The 17516-nt window shown below is 63.6% G+C and carries 14 protein-coding genes and 1 other RNA gene; 5 read left to right on the top strand and 10 right to left on the bottom strand.

Annotation, left to right across the window (positions count from 1 at the left end; all coding sequences use genetic code 11):
* Positions 1-186 precede the first annotated feature (186 nt).
* The gene (locus ACAX43_RS04925) at positions 187-903 is read left to right on the top strand and encodes a DUF2968 domain-containing protein (protein WP_370707301.1); all 717 of its coding nucleotides are present in this window, start codon (positions 187-189) and stop codon (positions 901-903) included.
* Positions 904-979: 76 nt separating this feature from the next.
* Here the strand turns inward: ACAX43_RS04925 and ACAX43_RS04920 are convergent, their stop codons facing one another.
* Positions 980-2167 (bottom strand): hypothetical protein, encoded by a 1188-nt coding sequence (locus ACAX43_RS04920; protein WP_370707300.1) that lies wholly within the window; start codon positions 2165-2167, stop codon positions 980-982.
* A 288-nt stretch (positions 2168-2455) separates the two neighbouring features.
* A complete protein-coding gene (locus tag ACAX43_RS04915; protein ID WP_370707729.1) occupies positions 2456-2980 on the bottom strand; it encodes an N-acetyltransferase family protein in 525 nt (174 codons plus the stop codon).
* 304 nt (positions 2981-3284) lie between these two features.
* Between ACAX43_RS04915 and ACAX43_RS04910 the strand changes: the two genes are divergently transcribed.
* Positions 3285-4586, top strand: coding sequence for an MFS transporter (locus ACAX43_RS04910; RefSeq protein WP_370707299.1), 1302 nt, complete (start codon positions 3285-3287; stop codon positions 4584-4586).
* A 111-nt stretch (positions 4587-4697) separates the two neighbouring features.
* Here the strand turns inward: ACAX43_RS04910 and ACAX43_RS04905 are convergent, their stop codons facing one another.
* On the bottom strand, positions 4698-6545 hold the full coding sequence (locus ACAX43_RS04905) for a tetratricopeptide repeat protein (protein WP_370707298.1): 1848 nt from the start codon (positions 6543-6545) through the stop codon (positions 4698-4700).
* A 287-nt stretch (positions 6546-6832) separates the two neighbouring features.
* Between ACAX43_RS04905 and ACAX43_RS04900 the strand changes: the two genes are divergently transcribed.
* On the top strand, positions 6833-8557 hold the full coding sequence (locus ACAX43_RS04900) for an FAD-dependent monooxygenase (RefSeq protein WP_370707297.1): 1725 nt from the start codon (positions 6833-6835) through the stop codon (positions 8555-8557).
* A 159-nt stretch (positions 8558-8716) separates the two neighbouring features.
* Here ACAX43_RS04900 and ACAX43_RS04895 read toward each other — a convergent pair whose 3' ends face one another.
* From ACAX43_RS04895 to ACAX43_RS04880, 4 genes are read right to left on the bottom strand one after another with little or no spacing between them, the layout of a single operon-like run.
* Positions 8717-8968, bottom strand: a complete 252-nt coding sequence (locus ACAX43_RS04895) for a formate dehydrogenase subunit delta (protein ID WP_370707296.1) — start codon at positions 8966-8968, stop codon at positions 8717-8719.
* An 8-nt stretch (positions 8969-8976) separates the two neighbouring features.
* Positions 8977-11949, bottom strand: coding sequence for a formate dehydrogenase subunit alpha (gene fdhF / locus ACAX43_RS04890; RefSeq protein ID WP_370707295.1), 2973 nt, complete (start codon positions 11947-11949; stop codon positions 8977-8979).
* 14 nt (positions 11950-11963) lie between these two features.
* A complete protein-coding gene (locus tag ACAX43_RS04885; protein ID WP_370707294.1) occupies positions 11964-13535 on the bottom strand; it encodes a formate dehydrogenase beta subunit in 1572 nt (523 codons plus the stop codon).
* Entirely contained in the window at positions 13532-14017 is a 486-nt protein-coding gene (locus tag ACAX43_RS04880; RefSeq protein WP_370707293.1) for an NAD(P)H-dependent oxidoreductase subunit E, read from the bottom strand. The genes ACAX43_RS04885 and ACAX43_RS04880 overlap by 4 nt, the downstream gene beginning before the upstream one ends.
* Positions 14018-14151: 134 nt before the next feature.
* Between ACAX43_RS04880 and ACAX43_RS04875 the strand changes: the two genes are divergently transcribed.
* Both ACAX43_RS04875 and ACAX43_RS04870 read left to right on the top strand, forming a co-directional pair.
* Positions 14152-15234 carry a substrate-binding domain-containing protein gene (locus ACAX43_RS04875; protein ID WP_370707292.1) on the top strand — a complete coding sequence of 361 codons (1083 nt, stop codon included), beginning with the start codon at positions 14152-14154 and terminating at the stop codon, positions 15232-15234.
* Positions 15235-15343: 109 nt separating this feature from the next.
* Positions 15344-15610: a hypothetical protein gene (locus ACAX43_RS04870; RefSeq protein ID WP_370707291.1), complete on the top strand. Its 267-nt coding sequence runs from the start codon at positions 15344-15346 to the stop codon at positions 15608-15610.
* A gap of 81 nt (positions 15611-15691) precedes the next feature.
* On the opposite strand, the gene ACAX43_RS04865 is transcribed toward ACAX43_RS04870, so the two are convergent.
* The 3 genes from ACAX43_RS04865 to gph form a co-directional block, all read right to left on the bottom strand.
* The gene (locus ACAX43_RS04865) at positions 15692-16060 is read right to left on the bottom strand and encodes a hypothetical protein (protein WP_370707290.1); all 369 of its coding nucleotides are present in this window, start codon (positions 16058-16060) and stop codon (positions 15692-15694) included.
* Positions 16061-16282: 222 nt separating this feature from the next.
* Positions 16283-16652: a transfer-messenger RNA gene (gene ssrA, locus ACAX43_RS04860) on the bottom strand.
* A gap of 142 nt (positions 16653-16794) precedes the next feature.
* Entirely contained in the window at positions 16795-17508 is a 714-nt protein-coding gene (gph, locus tag ACAX43_RS04855; RefSeq protein WP_370707289.1) for a phosphoglycolate phosphatase, read from the bottom strand.
* Positions 17509-17516: the final 8 nt, after the last annotated feature.

Here is a 17516-nt window from a genome sequence, read left to right as displayed (position 1 = left end):
AGATTGTTGCGTTTTTGTCTTATCCGAAATTTATTATTTCGTGACTGACGGGTCCGTCCGGCCAAATTATTCGCGACAGATTTATCTCGATTTAAAGTCTGTCAGCGCGACACTTGAATGCTTCGCTTAACGGCTAATCCGCGCGATAATCTGCGGCTATTTTGGATTTGCATGGAGCATGCACGTATGAAGTACCTCTTAATTGTACGGCGCACCATGCTGCTCGCGACCTCGTGTGCGCTGTTGCAGCATGGTGGTTTCGTGCTGGCGGCGCAAAGCGCAGAGGCCGCACCGCTGGTCGGCACGCGGCCGGCCATGAACACGCTAACGCCGCAGCCAGTCGCCGCGGCGCTGCGCAGCGCCGCGTCAGGCACGCCGGCTACCGCTGCCGATGCGCAAGGCAACGTCGCCGAACTGATGCAGATGATTCACGACGCCAAGCTGAGCGAACTGCGCACCACTTATAACGGCAGTTACGGCGCGAGTCTGTTTTTCTATCCGCAGGAGATGACGTATTACGTCGCGCTCTTTCAGGACAAACATTTCTGGCGCGTGATCAAGTCGGCGGATGTGGGTCGTGCCGAAGCAGTGTATGCCGGCTTCGTGCAGCAGACGGCGCAACTCGCGGACGTCGAGATTCGCCGCACGCAGTTGCAAGCGCAGAAGGCGTATATCGAAGACATCATCGCGTTGTCCGAAGATCGCGCGAAACGGTTGCAGGCCGATCTCGACGTTGCCCGTACGCAGCAGGCCAAGGTCAACGACTACCAGCGTCAAACGCAAGGCGAGGCGGTTGCGCTGCACGCGGAAAAGGAAAAGGCGCAGGCGCAGTTGCGTCAGGTTCAGGGCGAAGTGATGCAGTTGCAGCGGCAGACCGAGTTCGGATTGCCAACCCAGAAGTAAGCACATAAGCGAAAAAAAGCCCGGCATTCTTGATTGCCGGGCTTTTTTTACGCCTCGATTTTGCGATAGCGGTGGCTTACTTCGCGAACTGATCGGGAACCTCGGTCACGCGACGCTGCGATTTTTGATTCATCCATTCTGTCCCGCCGGTTGCGGGTGGATTGATCGACGAAGCCGGGCGCGATGGCGCCGCAATGTCGCGAATGTGCGTACCGGCTGACAGGGTCGTTGATGCGTATCCGTCGACGCCGAGTTGCGTCGGCGCGAGCGGTGAGTAAGGACCCGCCGCCGAGGGATTCGGCGAGGTTCGTTGTACGGCTGCCGGGATCGAGTGCCGCGGCAGGTCCGTGGCCATTGCCGGCATGGTTTTCGGCAGTCGCGCCGCAGCGCTGATCTGCGCAGCCCGACCGAGCCTTTTCTTGTGCGGGCTGGCGGTTTTTTCGCGACGATGCGCGGTGGTTTGGCGGGTGGAGACACGCGGCAGCGCCGGGGAAGGGGCGGCGGCGACTTCCGTTGAGAGGACGGTTGTAAGGCCGCGAGACGGAACCGAGCCAACTGCGCTTGGCAAGATCTTGGGACCGGTGGACGCCGACGCAAACGCTGATTCCGATGCCGCGCCCGCGTGCGCCGACGCCTCAGTCGATGCACGCGCGCTTGCGCCACTGTCAGCCGGCGTGCGCTGATCCGCCGCTGCGTCAGGCCATTGCCGGTTCGTAGACGGCGCGCCGCGATCCGCCAATACTGCCCCCGCAGGTTTTGCATCGCCAGCCGCATGACGTTGCGCCAGATGACCGAGCGCAAGCCATGTGAGCACCGCAGCGCCGCCGAGTGCGCAGGCGCCCCCCGCCAGCGCTCCCCAATTCATAGACGCGCCGCGTGGCGTTGCCTCAAACGCAGGTGCGCTGACCGGCGCGAAAGCTGCGGCTTCCGCCGAAGTTTCAGTGGCTTCATCGAGCGGCACGTCGAACACTGTTGCCGTCGCAGCCGTCGCAGCCGTCGCAGCCGTCGCAGCCGTGGCAGCCGTGGCCGAAGTCCCCTCGCTCAACGGCGCCCATTTGCAGAACGAGCGGATGGCCTGTTCGCTCATGCAAAAGGTACGTAGCACGGCTGCATAGAGCGCCTTGAGTTCCGCCCGCAGAGTGCGGCCTGGCGGCAGCAATGCCCAATCTCGGCCGAAGGGCGGGGGCAGGCGGCGACCGAGCGGCGGCAGGTTCGGTAGCGCCATGGCGCCTTCTATCAGGGTGAGCGGAATGGTAGTGGACATCGGTCTCTTCCAGCGCCTCGTAAAGGGGCCGCGGATTGGCGGCCCCGGGGTCTGTGGGACTCTGGCTTCGGAGTGATGCGCGTGAAGCGCCGTACACGTCGCCATACGGAAACGCCGTGCTCAGATCGAGCACGCTGCCGCATGGGTGGTCACTGTAAAGCCATCGGGATGTCGAAGATGATGCCAGGAAGTGGCTGAACTAACGATCGGATTGGTCCGAAAAAGAAGCGCTGGTCCCGCGTGGATTCGGACAGATTTTGGACACCGACCAAACCAGGCGCGCTTGTCCTAGCGATCCAGCCGGTACACGTAGCGCAATGCAGTAATATCCACGCCGCCCATGTGGTCCGGTTCGGCGCCGACGAATTGCCAGCCTTGCCTCTCATAGAAGCCGATCGCGGGCGTATTGCCCTCGAGCACATAGAGATACAACTGTGCTTCTCCTTGCGCGCGCGCCCAGTCTTCGGCTGCGCGCATCAGCAGCTTGCCCACGCCGATGCCCTGGCGTCCGGGCAGCGCATGCAGGTTGTCGAGCAGCACGCCCCACTCGGACTTCGGTTGCTGTTCGACGCAGACGAAACCGATCGGCTCGCCAGCGAGCTCGGCGATCAATACGATGCGGCGCTCGCCGCCCGGTGCGTTCAGACGCGCTTCCCAATAGGCGGCGCGCTCCCGCGCGACTTCCCCGTCGAGGAATGCGTCGGGCAACAGGCCGCGATAGGTAGCCTGCCAGCTGGCGCTATGGATCGAGGCGATCAGCGCTGCATCCGCGAGGGCCGCGGGGCGTAGCGAAAGTGCAGGGGTGGTTTGCATCGGGATGGTGGTCAACGGGAATTGCCTGTGTGCAAAAGTTTACCGCGGGAATCGGCGGGGTTGTCCGTAATGAAACCGTATGAAATGCGCGACGGTGCCATGAACGGTAACATTACGTGCTGCGGGCTCCGCGTGTTTCACCACGTTTACCCTGATGCCGCGCGAATGTGCCCAGCATGAGAATGCGGCGCCCCCGGCGCGTCCTGTCAGGTCGCCTGCAGCAACCGCTTGCCGAGCACAGCGGATCGTTTCAACTGCCTGATCGCCGCCTGTTTCCGTGGCGACGGGCTTATCAGAGAATGTCATGTCTACCGCGTCACACGCTACTTCCTCATCCGAAGAATCCAAGGTCAAGACGGTTTTCCGCGTGGTCAGCGGCAACTTTCTTGAGATGTACGACTTCATGGTCTACGGCTATTACGCTTCGGCGATTGCCAAGACCTATTTCCCGAGCGGCAACGAATTCGCCTCGCTGATGCTGTCGCTGTCGGTATTCGGCGCGGGCTTCCTGATGCGGCCGCTCGGCGCGATCGTGCTCGGCGCCTACATCGACCATCACGGCCGGCGCAAAGGCCTGATCCTCACGCTCGGCCTGATGGCGCTCGGCACGCTCACAGTCGCGTCGATACCAGGCTACGCGACCATCGGTGTGCTCGCGCCCGTGCTCGTGCTGGGCGGCCGGCTGCTGCAAGGTTTCTCCGCCGGGGTCGAACTGGGCGGCGTCTCTGTGTATCTGTCGGAGATCGCCACCAAGGGCAACAAGGGCTTCTACTGCGCGTGGCAGTCGGGCAGTCAGCAGGTTGCCGTGGTGTTCGCCGCGCTCATCGGCGTGGTGCTCAACAAAGTGCTGCCTGCGGACCAGATGACCGCATGGGGCTGGCGCGTGCCGTTCCTGATCGGCTGCCTGATTGTGCCGTTCCTGTTCCTGATCCGCCGTTCGCTGCAGGAAACCGAGGAATTCAAGGCGCGCAAGCATCGACCGAGCATGGGCGAAATCATGAAGACGATGGCCGCGAACTGGGGCATCGTGCTGGGCGGCATGGGCATGGTGATCATGACCACCGTGTCGTTTTACATGATCACGGCCTATACGCCGACCTTCGGCAAGGAAGTGCTGAAGCTGTCATCGATCGATACGCTTGTCGTCACCGTCTGTATCGGTCTGTCGAATCTGATCTGGCTGCCGCTCGCGGGCGCGCTGTCGGACCGCATCGGCCGTCGTCCGGTATTGCTGGCATTCACGATCCTGACGATCGTCACCGCGTACCCGGCGCTGCAATGGCTGGTCGCGGAACCGTCGTTCGCACGCCTTCTGGCGGTCGAGTTGTGGTTGTCGTTCCTGTACGGCAGCTACAACGGCGCAATGGTGGTGGCGCTGACCGAAGTCATGCCGGTCGAAGTGCGGACCGCCGGTTTCTCGCTGGCCTACAGCCTCGCCACGACGATCGGCGGTTTCACCCCGGCGATCTCCACGTTGCTGATTCACACCACGGGCAACAAGGCGGCGCCTGGCCTGTTTCTGGGCGCGGCGGCGATTTGCGGGCTGATCGCGACGCTGGTGTTGTATCGCACGCCGGAGGCACGCGATCAATATCGAACGGCGTAACGTTTCCGCCGCTTCATTCGGGCAAACAAAACCCCCGCGGTCTCACGAGCGCGGGGGTTTTTGTTAAGTGTGTTGCATCGGCGGTGGTTGATTTTCCCGCGCCGTGTTCAGCTAGCCGTGGCGCAATTCGTTCACCACGGCCTCCACCACGTCGCCCCATGCGCCGGGTTGAGGTTGGCGCAGCAGCGTAGCGCCTGGATACCACGCGCTACGCGTCTCGCCGGCGAACCAGCGCCAATCCGCCGCAAACGGCAGCATCAGCCACAGCGGCTTTCTCAGTGCGCCGGCCAGGTGAGCAATCGATGTATCGATCGACACGACCGCGTCGAGCCGTTCGACGATCGCCGCGGTGTCCGCAAAATCGCCGATCCGCTTATCGAAGCGATGAATCGACGCCGCGCGCGGATGCGCGTCGAGCGCCGCGCGTTCGTCGGCGCTCAGTTCCGGTTGCAGGACGATCCAGTCGATGCCGTCGAGCGCGAAGAGGGGAGCGAGCGCGGCGAGCGGCATCGAACGGGTTTCGTTTTGCTGGATGCGCCCGGACCACGCGATGCCGATCTTGCGCTTCGCGTGACCGCCGAGCGAGCCGCGCCATTTGCGGCCGTAAGCCGGCGGCACGCTGAGATAAGGCGTGCGGGCAGGAATGGTGTCGTAGGTCGTGCCGAGCGCGAGCGGCAAGCTCAGCAACGGACATTGCAGATCGGCCGCCGGACGCGGTGCGCCTTGGGCGATCAGCGTTACGCGCCAGGCTTGCGCGGCCGGTGCAAACAGTGGCAGCAATTGCGGCTGTACTTCGAGCACGACGCGCGCCGCACGTTGCGCCGCCAGCGGGACGAAGCGCACGAACTGCAGCGTATCGCCGAAACCCTGCTCGGCATGGATCAGGAGCGTGCGCTCCTCGATCGGCTCGCCGCGCCAGCGGGGCAGCGTCTGGATCACCGGCTGCGCCGTGGTTTGCAGCCGCCATTCGTATTCGGGCAGCCCGCGCGCGAAATCACGCAGTGCGAGCCACGCGAGCGCGCGGTTCATGTGCGCGGAGGCCAGGTCGGGGCGCAAGCGCAGCGCCTGATCGAAGGCGCGCACCGCCGCGGCGTGAGCGCCCAGCGCCTGGTGCGCGGTGCCGAGGCTCAGCCACGCGAGCGCGAATTGCGGATCGAGCCCGACGGCGCGCTCGAGATACGGCAGTGCTTGCGCATGGCGTCCCAGCGCCGCGAGCGCGTTGCCGAGCCCGAAGATGGTGGGCGGCAGGTTCGGCTGCAAGGCGAGCGCCGCCTGGAAAGAGGCGACCGCTTCTTCGTGGCGGCCGGTGGCGTCGAGGGTATTGGCGAGATTGAAGTGCGCGGCGACGAAACGCGGTTCGGCTGCCAGCGCAGCCTGGAAGCACGGGATCGCCTCGTCCGCGCGCTCAAGCGCGTTCAGCGACATGCCCATGTTGTTCAGCGCGCCCGCATGCCCGGGGCGCAGTTCGAGCGCACGCCGGAACGACGCGATCGCATCCGGGTAGCGGCCCAGCGCGTGCAACGCATTGCCGAGATTGTTATGCGACGAGGCGTCGTTCGGTTGCAGGCGCAACGATCTCGCGAACGCGTCGGCGGCGTCTTCGTGGCGGCCCACCGACGCATACGCATTGCCCAGGTTGTAGTGCGCCATCGGGAAGGACGGCGCCAGCGTCAACGCATTGCGGAACTGTTCGATGGCGCCGTCGATCTGGCCCAGCGCTTTGAGCGCGTTGCCGAGGTTCAGTTGCAGCGCGGCATCTTCCGGGCGCAGGTTCACCGCGCGCCGCACGAGCTCGGCGGCTTCGGCGTGCTGGCCCTGCTGGTGGCGCAGTACGCCCAGCAGGTGCAACGCATCGACGTGCACGGGATTGCCGTCGAGCGTCGCGCGGTAGCCGCGTTCGGCGTCGTCGAGGCGGCCGTCACGATGCGCCGCGAAAGCGCGGTCAAATACAGGTTGCATGACGGGGGGATGGTATTTCGGGTGAGGCGGACGCCGCATTTTCCCACACTCGCCGGGCCGCCCTCCAATTTGACCTGTTATCTCGACCTCCGCACCATCGAGCATCGAGGCGCGATGGACCCTACGCCGCGCGCGCACTGACGCGATGAGCGCCGCTCGACCACGCACCGAGCCGGAACACACACCCGCCACCGCCCCCGGCAAACTCCCGGCGATTGATGCAGCGCACCGTTGAGCCGTTAATCGGCGGCGTACACTAGAACGTCCTGTTGCCTCCGGAGTTCTGCATGGACGTTGCTGCACACTATGCGTCGCCGGTGCTGATCGTCGGGGCGGGGCCGACCGGGCTCGCCGCGGCGATGAGTCTGGCGCGAGCCCACATCCCCGTGCGTCTGATCGACAAGGCGATGCAGCCGAGCCCCTATTCGCGGGCCATCGGCATTCAGGCGCGCACGCTCGAACTGTTTGAACAGCACCGGCTGATCGAGTCGTTTCTGGAACTCGGTCATCGCGCGCGCATCGCCAATCTTTTTTCCAATGGAATGCGTCTTGCACGACTCGATTTCGATCCGCTGCACACGCGCTATCCGTATCTGCTGTTTCTCGATCAGTCCGTGACCGAGCGTTTGCTGACCGAGCATCTCGCAACGCTCGGCGTGACGGTCGAACGCGGCGTCGAACTGACGATGTTCTCGCAAGGTTCCGCCAGCGTTCAGGCGACCCTGCGCCGCGCGGACGGTCACACGGAGACCGTGCGCCCGTCGTACCTGATCGCCGCCGATGGCGCGCATAGTGCGATCCGCCACGGGCTGGGTCTGAGCTTCGCGGGCAAGACTTTCGAGCAGACTTTCCTGCTCGCCGATGTGCACGCCGAAACCGATTGGCCGGACGATGAGTTCCACATCTTCGCGTCAGGCGAGGGTCTCGTCGCGCTGTTTCCGATGGGCCATGGCCGTCATCGTTTGATTGCGGATCATCCGGCCGTACCTGCCGCGACCGTCGCACCCTCCACGCCGGCAGTGCTCGGCGAGCCGCCGCTCAACGTCGTGCGGCCGCCTTCGCTCGACGAATGCAAGGCGCTCCTCACCCAGCGCGTGCGTGAGCGAATCGACGTATCGGAGCTGGCATGGTCGTCGTATTTCCATCTGAACAGCCGGATGGTGGACAAGCTGCGCGTCGGCCGCATCTTCCTCGCGGGGGACGCCGCGCACGTGCACAGTCCGGCTGGCGCGCAAGGGATGAACACGGGCATCCAGGAAGCATTCAATCTCGGCTGGAAACTCGCCCGTGTATTGAAGGGCGCGGCGCCGGACCGCCTGCTCGATACGTACCACCTCGAACGGCATCCAATCGAGCGCGACGTGCTGCGGCAAACCGGTTTCATCACCCACATGGCCGAGGCCGATCATGGACCGCTGAAGCTGCTGCGCGAGCGCGTGATGCCGATGCTGGCGGCGCTCGGTCCGCTGCGCGATGCGGCGCGGATGACCATCAGCGAGTTGTCGATCCAGTATCGGCGCAGTCCGCTCACCTTCGAGCGTGTGCTCGACGGCGGTCCACGCGCCGGCGAGCGCGCGCCGGATGCGCTAGTGCATGTGGTGGATGGGCCGCTTGGCCGCGCGCCGGGCGTCGGCTGCATTTTCGATCTGCACGATCCGGCGTTCTTCTCGTTGTTCCTGCTGGTCCCGCCTTCACCCGTCGACGAAACGCCGCTCGATCCAGCCGCGAAGCACGAGCCTCCACCGGACCCGGAACTGGAGCATCTTGCCGCGGAGGTCGAGCGATTGCTGCCAGGCGCGGTGCGGATCTGGCGGGTGACCGATACGAGCGGTGAGGGCGCCCCGCCGTTATCGGAATCGTATGGGCGCACGCGGCCGTCGTTCTATCTGGTGCGGCCGGACGGCTACATCAGCGCGCGCGGGCGAACCGGCTCGGATCTGCACGGCTTGTTGCGGCATTGCGAAGCGTGGTTCACGGTGGGTGGCGTGATACCCGAGCAGGCAGCGCTGTGAGGTGGGCCGCAAGATTAACTGTGACGCGGCCGTCTGAGATGGGCCTGGGTGATTGCCTGTTGCAGTCGTCTGAGACCGGGTCGTGAGACGACCATGCATAAGGCGGCCCGTGACACATGGGCCGCCTTATGCACGGCAGGCGCTGGGGGACGCTGCCGCCTATACCGTAGAAGGCGCGGCCGGCGTCAGCTCGTCACGATGCTTGACGAGCGCTTCCCTCACAATGCCCGATATCGCGATACCGTTCGCATCGGGCTCGTCGAGCGCCGCCAGCAACGCGCGCCGCATGCGCGGTTCCCAGAAGCGGCGGATATGATCGGCGATGCCGGTGATGGCTTCTTCGCGGTCCGGCATCGAATCGAAAAATTCGCCGATCTGGTTCGCCATGTTGATCAGGCTCTGATTGTCCATGGCTTGCCTCACTTACCCGATGTTGTGTTAGCCAACTCGCGTTGCTTCAGCAGTTCCAGCTGCTCGGTGTTGAAGCGCGAATAGTCCTGCTGCCATTGCGACGGCTGTTCAACCGGCATCACCTGCACTGCGGTCACCTTGTACTCGGGGCAGTTGGTGGCCCAGTCCGAGCTATCGGTGGTGATCACGTTCGCGCCTGATTCGGGGAAGTGGAACGTCGTGTAGACGACCCCCGGCTGCATTCGCTCGGTCACTTTCGCGCGCAGCACGGTTTGTCCCGCCCGCGATTCGATGCCGACCCAATCGCCGGTTTTGATGCCGCGTTCCTCGGCATCGTGCGGATGCAGTTCCAGCCGGTCTTCGTCGTGCCAGAGCGAGTTCTCGGTGCGGCGCGTTTGCGCGCCGACGTTGTACTGCGACAGGATGCGGCCTGTGGTGAGCAGCAGCGGGAACTTGCGTGTGACCTTCTCCTGCGTTGCGATGAACTTCGTAATCACGAATTTGCCCTTGCCGCGCACGAAGGTGTCGACGTGCATGGTCGGCGTACCGTCGGGCGCGCTCTCGTTGCATGGCCACTGGATACTGCCGAGTTCGTCGATCTTCTTGTACGACACACCCTGGAAGGTCGGCGTGAGGCGTGCGATCTCGTCCATGATCTGCGACGGGTGCGTGTAATCCATCTCGTACCCGAGCGCGCGAGAAAGCATCACGGTGACTTCCCAGTCGGCGTAACCCGGCACCGGCGGCATCACCTTGCGCACGCGCGAGACGCGACGTTCCGCGTTGGTGAAGGTGCCGTCCTTTTCGAGGAACGACGAACCCGGCAGCAGCACATGCGCGTACTTCGCGGTCTCGTTGAGGAAAATGTCCTGCACGACGATGCATTCCATCGACGACAACGCCGCCGACACATGGTGCGTGTTCGGATCGGACTGCACGATATCTTCGCCCTGGCAGTACAGACCCATGAAGGTGCCGTGCACGGCGGCGTCGAACATGTTCGGAATGCGCAGGCCCGGTTCGGGCTGCAGCGTGACGTTCCATGCCTCCTCGAACAACGAGCGCGTGATCGAATCGCCGATGTGGCGGTAGCCCGGCAGTTCGTGCGGGAACGAGCCCATGTCGCACGAACCCTGCACGTTGTTCTGCCCGCGCAGCGGATTCACGCCGACACCTTCGCGGCCGATGTTGCCGGTTGCCATCGCCAGATTCGCGATGCCCATCACCATTGTCGAACCTTGCGCGTGTTCGGTGACGCCGAGGCCGTAATAGATCGCGGCATTGCCGCCGGTGGCGTAGATGCGTGCGGCTTCGCGCAGGGATGCGGCAGGGACGCCGGTGACTTCCGCAGTCGCTTCCGGCGCGTTCTCGGGCAGGGCGACGAACGAACGCCATTGCTCGAACGCGCGCGTTTCGCAGCGCTCGGCGATAAACGCTTCGTTCAGCAGGCCTTCGGTCACGATCACATGCGCGAGCGCATTGACGACCGCCACATTGGTGCCCGGACGCAATTGCAAATGATGCGACGCCTTCACGTGCGGCGTATCGACAATATCGATGCGGCGCGGATCGACGACGATCAGCTTCGCGCCTTCGCGGATGCGGCGCTTCAGACGCGAGCCGAACACCGGATGGCCGTCGGTCGGATTCGCGCCGATCACCATGATCACGTCGGCCTTATCGACCGAGGCGAAAGTCTGCGTGCCTGCCGATTCGCCAATCGTGGTCTTGAGACCGTAGCCCGTCGGCGAGTGGCACACGCGTGCACAGGTGTCGACGTTGTTATTGCCGAACGCGGCGCGCACGAGCTTCTGCACCAGATACGTTTCCTCGTTCGTGCAACGCGACGAGGTAATGCCGCCGATCGAATCGCGGCCGTGTTTCGCCTGAATGCGGCGGAATTCCGACGCCGCGTAGTTGATGGCTTCTTCCCAGCTGACTTCGCGCCACGGATCAGTGATCTTCGCGCGGATCATCGGCTTGGTGATGCGGTCCTTGTGCGTCGCGTAGCCCCATGCAAAGCGGCCTTTCACGCACGCGTGGCCTTCGTTCGCCTGGCCGTTTTTATACGGCACCATGCGCACGACCTGATTGCCCTTCATCTCCGCCTTGAACGAGCAGCCGACGCCGCAATACGCGCATGTCGTGACGACCGAATGCTCAGCCTGGCCGAGCATGACGACGGTCTTTTCCTGCAAGGTCGCGGTCGGGCAGGCGGCAACGCACGCGCCGCACGACACGCATTCCGATTCCATGAACGGCTTGTTTTCGCTCGCCGCCACGCGCGATTCGAAACCGCGCCCGGCGATGGTCAGCGCAAACGTGCCTTGCGTTTCTTCGCACGCGCGCACGCAGCGATTGCAGACGATGCATTTCGCCGGGTCGAACGTGAAGTAAGGATTCGATTCGTCTTTCTTGTCCTTGAGGTGATTCGCGCCGTCGAAACCGTAGCGAACTTCGCGCAAGCCGGTGACGCCCGCCATGTCCTGCAATTCGCAATCGCCGTTGGCGGGGCAGGTCAGGCAATCGAGCGGGTGATCGGAGATGTACAGCTCCATTACGTTACGGCGCAGCGACTGCAGACGGTCGGTTTGCGTGCGCACCTTCATGCCGGCTTCAACCGGCGTGGTGCACGAGGCCGGATAGCCGCGCTTGCCTTCGATCTCAACCAGACACAAGCGGCATGAACCGAACGGTTCGAGCGAATCGGTCGCGCAGAGCTTCGGCACGTTCACGCCGGCTTCCGCGGCGGCGCGCATCACCGAGGTGCCGGCCGGCACCGTTATCGCCTGGCCGTCGATTTCGAGCGTGACGTCGACGTCGGCATGGCGCAGCGGCGTGCCGTAGTCGGTTTCGTCAAAGGGCGAGCGCGTGGCGCGTTGTTGTGCTTGCGACTTGCACGCACAATTGCCGGAACCGCAGCCACCCCCCGAGGGGGCTTCGTTCGGGGCGCCGGCAGGGGAGTTGAGCACGTCGGACATGATGGGTTCCTGGGTCAGGCCGCAGCCGCTTTGGGCGCGTGATCGTGCGCGTTGTCGAGACCGAAGTCTTCGGGGAAATGGTCGAGCGCGGACAGCACGGGGAACGGCGTCATGCCGCCCATCGCGCACAGCGAACCGGACACCATCGTGTCGCACAGATCGCGCAGCAATTGGACTTGCCGCGTGGACGTGTCGCCGTTGCGGATTCGCCCGATCACTTCGACGCCGCGCGTCGAGCCGATCCGGCACGGTGTGCATTTGCCGCACGATTCCAGCGCGCAGAAGTGCATCGCGTACTGGGCGAGCTCGGCGAGATTCGAGGTGTCGTCATGCACGACGATGCCGCCGTGGCCGACCACCGCGCCGACTGCCGCGTACGCCTCATAGTCGATCGGAATGTCCCACTGGCTTTCCGGCAGATAGGTGCCGAGCGGGCCGCCGACTTGTACCGCGCGCGCCGGTCGTCCGCTGGCGGTGCCCCCGCCGTAGTCGTAGAGCAATTCGCGCAGCGTGACACCGAACGCCAGTTCGACCAGACCGCCTTGCTTCACATTGCCCGCGAGCTGGAACGGCAGCGTGCCGCGTGAGCGGCCCATGCCGAAGTCTTTATAAAATGCCGCGCCGCGCGCGAAGATGATCGGCACCGTCGCGAGTGTGATGACGTTGTTGATCACTGTCGGCTGGCCGTACAGACCGACCAACGCCGGTACCGGCGGCTTCGCGCGCACGATGCCGCGTTTGCCTTCGAGCGATTCAAGGAGGGCGGTTTCTTCGCCGCAAACATAGGAGCCCGCTCCCTTCGCCACGAACAGTTCAAAGCGATGCGCCGCCGAGCCGAGCACGCTGGCGCCAAGCCAGCCGGCGGCGCGCGCTTTGGCGATCGCGGCGTCGAGCGTCGCGATCGAATGCGGATACTCGCTGCGCACATAGATGTAGCCGACGGTCGCACCGGTCACGATGCCCGCGATGATCATCCCTTCGATCAGCACGTACGGGTCGCTTTCCATCACGAGGCGATCCGAGAAGGTTCCGGAATCGCCCTCATCCGCATTGCAGACGATGTACTTTTGTGCTGCTTCAGTGCCGCGCACCGTGCGCCATTTGATGCCGGCCGGAAACGCCGCGCCGCCGCGGCCGCGCAGGCCCGATTCGATCAGGGCTTCGCAGGCGGCGTCGCCGTCGGTTTGCAACGCATTGCGCAAGCCTTCGAGACCGCCGTGCGCGACATAGTCGTCGATCGAGAGCGGATCGGTGATTCCGATGCGTGCGAACGTCAGACGCTGCTGCATCTTCAGATACGGAATATCGTCGACTAGACCGACACGGCGGGCGTGCTCGCCGCCCTCCATCCATCCGGCATCGAACAATGCCGCGACGTCGGTCTCTTCCACATTCGCGTAGCCAACGCGGCCCGCAGCCGTGGCGACTTCGACGAGCGGTTCAAGCCACAGCAAGCCACGCGAGCCGTTGCGAACCAGTTCGATTTCCATGCCTCGGCGTGCGGCTTCGGATTCGATTGCGTGAGCCAATGCATCGGCACCCAGTGCCAGCGCCGACGAATCGCAGGGAACATAAATGCGCGTCATGCCGTGACCTCCACGCGTTTGCTGGCGGCCGCGAATAGCGCGTCGAACTTTTGGGGCGTGACCTTGGCGTGCAGCGTGCCGTTCAGCATTAGCGCCGGCGACAACGCGCATTGGCCCAGGCAATACACCGATTCCAGCTCCACCGTCGCGCCATGCTGATGTTCTGCATCGAAACGGCAACCGGTGTGCGCCTCAATATGCTGCGCAAGCGTTTCGGTGCCCATGCTGCGGCATGCTTCCGCGCGGCACAGCTGCACCGTGACAGGCGCGGCGGGCTGCGTGCGGAAGTGGTGATAGTAGGTGATGACGCCGTGGACCTCCGCGCGCGACAGGTTCATGGCTTGCGCGAGTGGCGCAACCGTGTCGGGCGGGACGTGGCCGAGTTCGTCCTGAATTGCGTGCAGTACCGCTAGTAGCGACATGCCCGGCTGCGCGTGACGCTGCACGAGCTGTTCCGGCGCGATGGCGTGGGAATCGTCCAAGTGGGGCTCCTCCAAAAGTCATATATGCACTTGTTATTCATAATACGTGCACGTATGCTTCGTTTATTCGATATGGGATAGCCGAACGATAGGCGGGCAAAACGCCTCGTGCAATAGGAAAGAATTGAACATATATGATCAAGATCGAATGCCAGGCACAGCTGGTTGTGAAGGGTGCGGACGGCCGCGAGGCAAGCCTGTCGGACGTGGTGCCGCTGCTCGCGCTGGTGGATGAATCCGGCAGCATCGCGCAGGCGGCGACGCTTAAGGGTTTGTCCTACCGGCATGCGTGGGGTTTGTTGCGCAGCATCGAGGAGCGTTTGGGCGGTCCTTTGATTGCAAAGGAGCGCGGGCGCGGCTCGGTGCTGTCCGAACTCGGGCAAGCGGTATTGCGGGCACAGCGTCTGTGCGGCGAGCGGCTGGACGGCAACATGCAGGCGCTTGCCAGTGAAGTGGCCAGCGATCTGAACCGCTGGCTCGCGCCACCCGCGGACGATGTGCGGATTCACGCCTCGCACGGTTATGCCGTCGCGGCGCTGGTGACGGCGCTGGTCGCGAACGATCTTCCGGTGGTCATCAAGTACCGCGACAGTGCGGATGCGGTCAGTGCGCTTGCTCGCGGCGAATGCGACCTGGCCGGTTTTCATCTCCCGCTCGGCGAGTTCCGCGCGGTATGCGCCGATACGTATCGGCGCTGGCTCGATCCGCAGCGTCACGTGCTCGTGCATCTCACGCGGCGCAAGCAGGGCCTCTTTCTCGGCAAGGGCAACCCCAAGGGAATCGGCGGCCTAAGCGATCTGGCGCGCGACGACATTCGCTTTGTCAATCGTCAGCCCGGCTCCGGCACGCGCATGCTGCTCGATCTCGCGCTGCGAAACGTCGGGGTCGATCCGGACCGGGTCAACGGTTATGCGTCGACGGAACTCACGCATTCGGCGATCGCGGCGTTTGTGGCGAGCGGCATGGCGGATGTGGGCTTCGGCGTCGAGCCGGCGGCGCATCACTTCGGGCTCGACTTCATTCCGGTCGTCGACGAAGACTATTACTTCGCGTGCGACCGCGCGCGGCTTGAGCGCACGCCGCTCTCGACAGTGATCGAATTGCTGCGCGGCGCTGCGTTTCGGCATAGTGTCGAACAGCTCGACGGTTACGATCCGCGCGACTGCGGCAAACTGCTCGATCTCGATGTGGGGCTTGGCGAATCCGTTGCGGTGTAAGAGCCTGTAAACATAAAGGTGCCGTTGGCGCTGCGTATGAGGTTCGTTTGGGATAATCTCTAGCCTTCCGCTTACGCCTTGATCGCGCGCCGTGCCGCGCCGAAACGATATGAAAGTTCTGCTTCACGCATGTGCTGCCGTTGCGACGGCGGGTGCGCTTCTCGCTACCGTTCCGCCGGCGTTTGCACAAAATTCGCCGGGTGTGCCGGGCGGCATTTTGCAAGATCAGTTCCGTCTTGCCGAACATCCGCAGATGCCGTTTGCCGCGTCGGCGCCGTCGGACAAATACCAGTCCAACAAGAAGTCAGCCATGCGCAAGCGCGGTGACAACGGCGATCCGAATGGTTGTAACCTGCAGTGTCCTAAAGACCAGTAAGCGTTCGAATTTTTCGTGTTCGGTTTGCAGCGCCGGCGTTCTGCCGGCGTTTTCGCCTGGTGTCGCGCGAGCGGCTATCGGTCAAGGCTTTGCCGCATGCCACATGTCCTTGAAGCCATCCCCCTTCATATCGCCCGCCTGCTTGTCGGCTGCGTAGCGATACAGCGGATGGCCTTTGTACGCCCATTGCTGTTTGCCCTCGGCGGAGGGGATCAACGTCCAGTCGCCTGATGGTTTGTCCGACGGGCTCGCCATCGCTGCCGGCCAGGTGTTCATGCAGGCGCCGGTGCAGGCGCTTGTGCCGGGCTTGGTGTCTTTGTCGAAGGTATAGAGCGTCATGCCGTCCGCAGTGACGAAGCGGCCATTATCGATCTTCGGCGGTTCCGCGAAAGCGGTTTGTTGCAGTGCGAGCAGCGTAAGCGTGGAGAGGCAGAAGAGAGTCTTGCGCATGATGTCGGCTCCGGATTTTGATGTTGGTCTCGCGCGGGACGCGGCGTGCGGCCGCGCGTGGAGATTAAACGATTCAGCGGAGGCGTTTATTCCATTGTTTCAGCGGCGCGGGTCACCGGCTTGGAGCGACAGGTCACAAAAAAACCCGTAAGCGGCAAGCCGCTTACGGGTTTGAGTGAGTCTTGATGGTGCAACTTGAACGTGCAACTTGAAGCGGTGTTCTGGTGGAGGCGGCGGGAATCGAACCCGCGTCCAGAAGCACTCTACGACTAGTTCTACATACTTAGTTCTGTCATTTGATTTAACCACCACGACGCGGACGAACACGCTGCGTGACGGCGATTCACTAGGTTTTCGACCCGGGCGTCGTGACGCCGCCAAGGCTTAACTGACGTATATGACCTCTGTCGGTATTGCTACCGGTCTTGCGACTCTAGCCCGTCAGTGAACTAGGCAGAGGACGGCGGCCCTTAGGCTGCCAGTGCGAACGTTTCGTCGTTTGCAGTTACGTTTTTCCCATTGATTAACGAGGTGACGGGTCCTCGGTATGCCCTAGCCGCTTCGCAACCCCTGTCGAAACCAGGTCGCCCCCGCGGTTCGTTGCCCAATACTTATGGGCCAGCGTAGATTTTACAATAGTTTGACGGCCACGTCTTGGCTGATTGCCTTGTCGCCTGCTCACTTTATCGTTGCGCCGCCGCGTGCGCCGTGCGCGCGTTGTGCTCGCAGTACGCTCAGCCGATATCGCGCAGCAGCTTCTGTAATTCAGCGGGCGATTGCACGACATGCTGCGCGTGCCATTGCGTCGGCGGAATGTCGTTGCCGCAGTAGCCGTAGGCGGCCGCGACGGTCTTCATGCCGGCTGCGAAGCCCGCCTGCACATCGCGCAGGTCGTCGCCAACGTAGACGATGCGTTCCGGCACCATGTCCAGTTCGCGCGCGGCGTGCAGCAAAGGCGCCGGGTGCGGCTTCGAATGCGCGGTCGTGTCGCCGCTCACCACGCACCCAGCGCGCTCTTCAAGGCCGAGTTGCGCGATCAGCGGCTCGGTCAGCCTTGCGGCCTTATTCGTCACGATGCCCCAGCGCACGCCCCGTGCGTCGAGATCGTCGAGCAATTCGAGGATGCCTGGAAACAGCGTGGTCTCGATGCACAAGTCCGCTTCGTAGTTGGCGAGAAACTCCTCGCGCATCGACGCGAACTCGTGATGGTCGGGGCCGACCCCGAAGGCCCCGCCGATCAGCCCGCGTGCGCCAGCGGACGCCAGCGGGCGCAGGTCCTCGAGCGGCACCATCTCGAGGCCGCGATCATGGCGCATTTTGTTGACGGCGGCGGCGAGATCGGGTGCGGTGTCGGCTAGCGTGCCGTCGAGGTCGAACAGCACAGCCTGGCAAAGACCGAGTGCATCATCGTTGTCTTCGCGTTGGGGCAGGGGCGTGGGATCACTCATTGATTGGG

This window comes from Paraburkholderia sp. IW21, assembly GCF_041321145.1.
In the GTDB taxonomy this organism is placed as follows: domain Bacteria; phylum Pseudomonadota; class Gammaproteobacteria; order Burkholderiales; family Burkholderiaceae; genus Paraburkholderia.
This window is presented reverse-complemented; position numbering and strand designations above follow the sequence as displayed.

What these genes read in the sequence shown, in the direction of transcription:
- ACAX43_RS04885 (WP_370707294.1), bottom strand. Translation starts at nt 13,535, where the DNA reads ATGACGCGCATTTATGTTCCCTGCGATTCGTCGGCGCTGGCACTGGGT.
- ACAX43_RS04895 (WP_370707296.1), bottom strand. Translation starts at nt 8,968, where the DNA reads ATGGACAATCAGAGCCTGATCAACATGGCGAACCAGATCGGCGAATTT.
- ACAX43_RS04910 (WP_370707299.1), top strand. Translation starts at nt 3,285, where the DNA reads ATGTCTACCGCGTCACACGCTACTTCCTCATCCGAAGAATCCAAGGTC.
- ACAX43_RS04915 (WP_370707729.1), bottom strand. Translation starts at nt 2,980, where the DNA reads ATGCAAACCACCCCTGCACTTTCGCTACGCCCCGCGGCCCTCGCGGAT.
- ACAX43_RS04920 (WP_370707300.1), bottom strand. Translation starts at nt 2,167, where the DNA reads ATGTCCACTACCATTCCGCTCACCCTGATAGAAGGCGCCATGGCGCTA.
- ACAX43_RS04875 (WP_370707292.1), top strand. Translation starts at nt 14,152, where the DNA reads ATGATCAAGATCGAATGCCAGGCACAGCTGGTTGTGAAGGGTGCGGAC.
- ACAX43_RS04925 (WP_370707301.1), top strand. Translation starts at nt 187, where the DNA reads ATGAAGTACCTCTTAATTGTACGGCGCACCATGCTGCTCGCGACCTCG.
- ACAX43_RS04900 (WP_370707297.1), top strand. Translation starts at nt 6,833, where the DNA reads ATGGACGTTGCTGCACACTATGCGTCGCCGGTGCTGATCGTCGGGGCG.
- ACAX43_RS04865 (WP_370707290.1), bottom strand. Translation starts at nt 16,060, where the DNA reads ATGCGCAAGACTCTCTTCTGCCTCTCCACGCTTACGCTGCTCGCACTG.
- gph (WP_370707289.1), bottom strand. Translation starts at nt 17,508, where the DNA reads ATGAGTGATCCCACGCCCCTGCCCCAACGCGAAGACAACGATGATGCA.
- ACAX43_RS04870 (WP_370707291.1), top strand. Translation starts at nt 15,344, where the DNA reads ATGAAAGTTCTGCTTCACGCATGTGCTGCCGTTGCGACGGCGGGTGCG.
- fdhF (WP_370707295.1), bottom strand. Translation starts at nt 11,949, where the DNA reads ATGTCCGACGTGCTCAACTCCCCTGCCGGCGCCCCGAACGAAGCCCCC.
- ACAX43_RS04905 (WP_370707298.1), bottom strand. Translation starts at nt 6,545, where the DNA reads ATGCAACCTGTATTTGACCGCGCTTTCGCGGCGCATCGTGACGGCCGC.